The following is a 6,168-nucleotide window of genomic DNA, read 5'->3' on the forward strand; positions in this document are numbered from 1 at the left end:
CTTATGATAACCTCAACTTGTCATGGTGTCTGTTCATCACAGCCTCCTAGTGGTCTGACACAAATCTCTCAGACCACTCTTGTTTTCTCTTATTTCATTTGCTCATTTTATTTACCTCAATATGTATTGTTTTGAGTGCTGTTCTACAACATCTTATATTAATGTATCATATCTCATCTTGGACGTCAAGATATCATAACGTTTTGGTACTAAAACATCACACACCCCTAGGCTATTGCTTTGTCACACGAATTTGTGTATGATGATCTGTGGACTGGCTAAACAAAAAAGTAAAAACACATAATGACAAAAAACACACCCTCTCCTCAATCAGACCAAACTGCGTCACCAATCCCCAGGGAAAAGACAGTGCCTCTTAACGTTAGAGTCCCACCACTTTTTGCAAAGCAATTCAAGTCATGGTGTGCATTGAATGGTATTACCATGGGGCACGCTTTGCAGAACTTCTTTGAAATGTATAAAACAGACAACAAAAAATAGCAGTTCTTCTTGCTACCCGACTTACAATTGGACCTTTTCCCTACTATGTAGGGTTTCTCCGAAGATCGAACATTCAAGTATACACTTTCTTGATAGCCTGCCCGCCTTACAAATCTTCAGCGAGAGTGAGGTAGAGATGCCCATTACAACCCGCATGATCAGCAGCATTAACAGTTCTATTGTGTTGTATTATGTTAACAACATAATAGTTATTAATACTTATACCATTAAGTACATAGTTAAGTTAATATTATAATTATTGTAATTAGTTATGTTCTGAGGTGTTAATAACAAATTAACTATTATTCATTAATATCATAACTATTAATATTTAAACCATTGACAACAGCTTTGTGGTGTTGTATTATGTTGTACAGTATGGTTATTTATATAAAAAGCGTAATGATTGTTTTGATAGGCGGCGAAAAGGGTGGAACAGGGAAGACCACTATAGCAACAAATTTAGCGGTATATTTGAAACAAAACAGGAGAGATGTACTACTAATAGATACAGACAAGCAAGGTAGTGCGAGTTTCTGGAGCAACACAAGAGACACACTAATAAAAAGCTCTATTGATTTTCCAGGTAAGCTCAAAAACATAGTAAGCGATGATTTGAAGGAAATTCCTAGAATACCAAATGTACAGAAATTTGGTGACGCTATAGTGTATGAAATCAACGATCTTAAAAATAGATATGAAGACATAATCATAGATGCAGGAGGACGCGACAGTCTAGAACTTAGAGCTTCTATGACCGTTGCAGAATTTTTATATATTCCTATTCAGGCTTCCCAGTTTGATGTATGGACTTTAGGCGTGTTAGACAACCTCATTACGCAAGCGAAAATCTATAACAAGAGTCTCAAATCATTCGTATTATTTAACAGGGCGAGCACCAATCCGACCGTCAATGAGGTAACTGAATCAGAACAAGCAATCAAAAATGATTTTGAAAATTTCGTACTTTGTAAAACCATTCTTCGTGACCGCATCATATATCGGAAGGCAGCAAAAAACGGTTTATCAATAAACGAGTTAGCAAAACAAGATCTGAAAGCCAATGAGGAGTTTGAACAATTCTATAAGGAGGTAGTGCATGGAACATAACAAGATCACAAGCAAACCCCCAAGCAAGGAAATCCTCGAACGTGATGCCTTTATTAAAGCTGCGAACCAACTCCCAAAGGAGCGCGTGGCTTCAGACAGCATCATAACTAATGGCGCTCTTCCTTGGAATCTAGAATATTGTAGAGACGATGTGAAAAAAGCTTTTACTGTAAGTTTGCCGGAAAAATATATTATTAAACTTCAGTATATAAAGGAAGTAACGAACCAAAGCCAACAAAAAATCGCAAGAAATGCTATATGTGAAGCAGTGGATAAAATTATTAGTGACCTACTATCAAAGACCAAATAGGTTTTAATTGCTTTAAAATTGAAACTGATTTTCATATTTCGCTGACATAAGCCTCGTTGTTCTTTACATTTGGACTAACTAAGTATGTTGGTTATTTTATCAGACCTGCTGTATTTACAGCTGAGCCACACAGAATATTCAGGACATAAATACAATATTGATTGGCCAATTTCCAATAATTGAGGCATGTGAGCCTGGATGAGTTTACTAGACTTTATTTTCATAAGTAAGTAAAATATTTGCAAAAAAAGTTACAATAAATTTGACAGCGAAAATTTTATAGTATAAACGTGTAGAACTATGAGTACTTTTCAAGTCATACAACTTCAGTAGGTCAATGAGTTTATTACAAAAAAGCAAGACCAGGCGCTACTCAGTAGAGCTACCTGTTGAGCTTGTGCTGGTGTTAAACAACCATCTGAAGGAAATTTTTGCAAACAAAACCAGGTGGTTTGTAGAAGCCATCGAGAAAAAAATGGAAGAGGACCGCAATGAGTTGCTGAAAAAGCTGAAACCCAACGAGTAAAGTATGAAGGCGCGAACCTTAGCGGGGAGACACGCCATCAACTACCGTACATATTAGCTGAAGTATGGTACTTGGTCAAGCGTGTTCTGCGCCTTTTTAATAAATTTTTTATTAAAAAGGTAATAAAAGTGGCTACACTATCTAACGTGGAAACTAACAACTTGTTTCCTAAAGACAATTTTTTTGTAATACCTGCATCTCTTTGCCATATAGGTTATGAAAAAGCGCTAATACTTACACGCATTCAGTATTGGATGAAAGTGAGCGGTCATGAAGTAGAAGGGGAGGAGGGTTTATGGATATACAATTCAATTAAGAAATGGCAAGAGCAGTTCTCATTTTTGAGTCAGTATAAAATTAAAAAAATTATTGCTTCTTTAGAAAAGGATGGGCTGCTGATTTCCAAGAAAGTAAACGCTAAAAAGTACAATCATACCAAATGGTACACCATTGATCTTAATAAGCTTAATTCTATCCTGAAACCTGTAGAATCTGGTTCTAAAAAAAATTTCTCAAAGTTAACCAATCGATTAGTCGAAGATCGATCAATCTATAATAGTAAGCAAAGGAATAACTATACAAAAGGATCTTCTTCTATAAGGACGGAAGGACCAGAAAGCACTAAAAAGAAAGAAGAAGAGCTATTTGATATAAAAAACATTAGGAAGGAAAAGGGCAGAGTCGCCTCTAGCAATGTGGGAGGTACTTCGGGAACATCGGAGACAACAATAACAGAGGAAATGGAGGCGACTAAGGTAGGACAACAAATGGCAGACGTATGGAACGAAGAATTCAGGTACAGCCTATCGCCAATCAGGGGATATAGCAACGCAAGGATGTCAAAGGAACTGCAAGAGCTATACGTGGGAATCTTTGGGAGAGACATGGAGAAATGGAGGGACTATGCACGGACTGTGAACAGCAGCAAGTTTTTGATGGGAGAGAAGAGCACAAAGAAGGGTTTTAAAGCGGTATTTAGCTGGCTAATCAGAAAGGATGTAGTGGAGGAGATACTGGGAGGAGGATACGGAGTAGGAGACAGGAGTGCAGACAGGTACATGGTGAGAGAAAACATAAAACAAGAGAAGAAGGAGATAATAGAAAAGGCGGTAGAGGAATTGACATTGGTGGCGAAGGTGAAGAGGTGTGAGGAAGAGGAGTTTAGGAGGTACGTGTTAGAAGAGGGATTTGAGGAGGACAGAGACAGATATGGAATAAGGACGTACATAAGGGGAGGTTATTATCTAAGCAGTGAGAGGTTGGTATACGATGAAAGGAACAAGTGGCTGTACGATATGTTATATGAGCAATATGTACTGAAGAAGGAGACAGGGAAGAGTAGACCAGAGTTATTGGAAGACTTAGAGGAGAGGCTGGATGTAGGGATAAAGAGAAGAGGAGTGTGTTTAGAGGTGCTAGAGGGGCTGAAGAAGCTGAAGAGAAGCATAATGGAGGGTAGTGTAAAGGAACTGGAGCAAAATATAAGTGTACTTCTTGTAGAGGAGAGAAGGGAGAGTTAGAACTAGATGTGGAGGAAGAAGGAGAGGCATTGCAAGAAGGTACCTATGATGTATAATGTCATTACATAGCAACACACAGGAGTAACAAGATGAAACAAAAAGGAAGCAAAACAAAGCGGATGAAGTACAACGACGTGTACATGATCAATCCTCTCATCGACGTAGCATTTAAGAAGATATTTGGAGTTGAAACAAATGCCGACATACTGATATCACTGCTAAATTCTATAGTATCTGAGGAGGATCAGATAAGCGAAATAGAGCTGTTAAATCCCTACAACGAAAGAAACTTTAAGAAAGACAAGCTATCTATTTTAGATGTTAAAGCAAGGAACAAGCATACTGGGACGTACTTTTTGGTAGAGATGCAGCTAGCAGATGAGCTGGATTATCACAAGAGAGGATTGTATGGTTGGGCGAGAGTATACTCTAATCAGATAGGGGTATCAGGGAAGTACAGGGATCTGAAGAGAACGATAGCGATACATATATTGAACTTTACAGCGATAGACTATGAGAAGGAGAAGGGCTGGAGTGTACATGCACCGAACAAGTATCATCATAGATTTGTGTTGTTGGACAAGGATACACATGTAGGAGGATTTAAGGATATAGAGATACACACGATAGAGCTAAGCAAGTACGCAGAGAAAGACGTAGAAGACATATACGAAGTAGTAGGGAAGGCGAAGGAGATGCTGGATAAATGGGTGGCGGTGTTGACGAAATATGCGTTACTGGATCCCAAGAGGTTACCGAAGGGACTATCGCTACCAGAGATGAAGAAAGCGTTACAAGTGATGAAAGAGCTGCAGATGACGAATGTAGAGAGGGAGATATATGAGTCGCACTTAGCATTTTGGAGGTTTGAGGACTCGGCATTTGAAAAGAAGCGTCAGGATGCTATGGAAAAGGGAAGAAAAGAAGGAAGAGAGGAAGGCATAGCGCAAGGGATAGCGCAAGGCATAGCGCAAGGTAAGGAAGAAGGGATAGCGCAAGGGATAGCGCAAGGGATAGCGCAAGGCATAGCGATAGGAAGGTCTGAAGGTGAGGGTGAGAAAGCCTTATCGATAGCCAAGATAGCGAAGCATCTGCTGAGCATGGGTATGGAGCTGGGGAAGGTGAGGGAGGCAACAGGGTTGACAGAGGAAGAGGTTAGGGGACTGATTGACGAGTGAGCAGTACGAGGTGCCCAGTTTGTGTGCAAATTTGGATAGGCGAGCGCCTAATTGAAGGGGCCCCGGTATTTGGCGGCACTGTCCGTGAGCACTGAGGTGCCCCCCCGAAAACTGTACAGTTGATTAAGAGAAGAAGGTGTATAGAAGCAACCAAAAAAGAAAGGTATGGAAGCATGTCTAAAATAAGAAAGGTTCACCCCAAAAGTGTAAAGTTCAAAGCAGACCTAGCAATGGTAGAAGGTGATAGGACAGTGGCGGAACTAGTGCAATTATACAGCGTTAACCAAGGCGTGTTACATAATAGTTCAGCTCTAGCTGACCATTCTTCTCTTAAATGTGTCGCTTTCTTGTCCAGACCAAGGGGGTCACTTCGGACACACATAATGACTGCCCGATCTTAGGCTTGTTGGTACAACGGGCGATTGACCTCTAACGCACTTTTAATCCCACCCATCCACAACAAGTGTATGTTATTTTTGATATGTCTTGGCAGACATATTCTTAGGATAAGAGGGGGCTGAAGAAGAATGTATGCCTTTACCATTCCCCCACTTTTCCTTTGTCATTCTCGGCACTTGCCTTGTCATCAACCCGCAAAAGCGGGGATCCATTCACCTTTGCTAACACTGTCTACTAAACCAGAACATGGATAATATGTTAACACGAGAGCAGGGCACCTTGTGGAGGTCTATTCATTGCCTCGCTATGACTCACATCCGATGACAGCCTCTTTGTGGGGGGACGGGTGAGAATAGGCCCAAGTATTATTTATGGGCCTATTATTGTGTTAGTGGAGTGTTGGTGAGTCCTTATCTAGCACGCCAGAAAGCAACGAGCTTGCAGGCAGTACATCGATCTTTTTATCCAACTCTTGGAGTGTTTCGAGTAGCTGCAGGTCTCCTGATGAGTGCTCAGTAGCACGTTTCAGCTTATTTGTGATAGAGTGATTGATCTCTGGGCTGCTGAGACCAATATGCTTCTTGAGCAGATACGATTCATACAGATACTGGAAGTGTTCTTCCC

6 protein-coding genes are annotated in these 6,168 nt (G+C 40.4%); 5 read left to right on the forward strand and 1 reads right to left on the reverse strand.

Annotated elements, in window-relative coordinates:
- The first annotated feature begins 867 nt into the window (after positions 1 to 867).
- The 5 genes from EDM53_RS05820 (at position 868) to EDM53_RS05845 (ending at position 5,145) form a co-directional block, all read left to right on the forward strand.
- On the forward strand, positions 868 to 1,611 hold the full coding sequence (locus EDM53_RS05820; protein WP_207215502.1) for a division plane positioning ATPase MipZ: 744 nt from the start codon (positions 868 to 870) through the stop codon (positions 1,609 to 1,611).
- Complete coding sequence (locus EDM53_RS05825; RefSeq protein ID WP_130122713.1) at positions 1,601 to 1,921, forward strand: hypothetical protein; 321 nt, start codon at positions 1,601 to 1,603, stop codon at positions 1,919 to 1,921. The genes EDM53_RS05820 and EDM53_RS05825 overlap by 11 nt, the downstream gene beginning before the upstream one ends.
- A 337-nt stretch (positions 1,922 to 2,258) precedes the next feature.
- Positions 2,259 to 2,447, forward strand: coding sequence for a hypothetical protein (locus EDM53_RS05835; protein WP_130122714.1), 189 nt, complete (start codon positions 2,259 to 2,261; stop codon positions 2,445 to 2,447).
- A gap of 71 nt (positions 2,448 to 2,518) precedes the next feature.
- A complete protein-coding gene (locus tag EDM53_RS05840; RefSeq protein ID WP_165379690.1) occupies positions 2,519 to 3,967 on the forward strand; it encodes a hypothetical protein in 1,449 nt (482 codons plus the stop codon).
- 89 nt (positions 3,968 to 4,056) lie between these two features.
- Entirely contained in the window at positions 4,057 to 5,145 is a 1,089-nt protein-coding gene (locus EDM53_RS05845; protein WP_130122716.1) for an Rpn family recombination-promoting nuclease/putative transposase, read from the forward strand.
- Positions 5,146 to 5,932: 787 nt separating this feature from the next.
- Here EDM53_RS05845 and EDM53_RS06290 read toward each other — a convergent pair.
- A partial coding sequence (locus EDM53_RS06290; RefSeq protein ID WP_165379691.1) for a hypothetical protein occupies positions 5,933 to 6,168 on the reverse strand: 236 nt, incomplete at its 5' end.

The organism is Rickettsiales endosymbiont of Peranema trichophorum, from assembly GCF_004210275.1.
In the GTDB taxonomy this organism is placed as follows: domain Bacteria; phylum Pseudomonadota; class Alphaproteobacteria; order Rickettsiales; family Midichloriaceae; genus RICK02.

Excerpts from the sequence above, each read along its gene's own strand:
- EDM53_RS05835 (WP_130122714.1), top strand. The coding sequence starts at position 2,259 with ATGAGTTTATTACAAAAAAGCAAGACCAGGCGCTACTCAGTAGAGCTA.
- EDM53_RS05825 (WP_130122713.1), top strand. The coding sequence starts at position 1,601 with ATGGAACATAACAAGATCACAAGCAAACCCCCAAGCAAGGAAATCCTC.
- EDM53_RS05845 (WP_130122716.1), top strand. The coding sequence starts at position 4,057 with ATGAAACAAAAAGGAAGCAAAACAAAGCGGATGAAGTACAACGACGTG.
- EDM53_RS05820 (WP_207215502.1), top strand. The coding sequence starts at position 868 with ATGTTGTACAGTATGGTTATTTATATAAAAAGCGTAATGATTGTTTTG.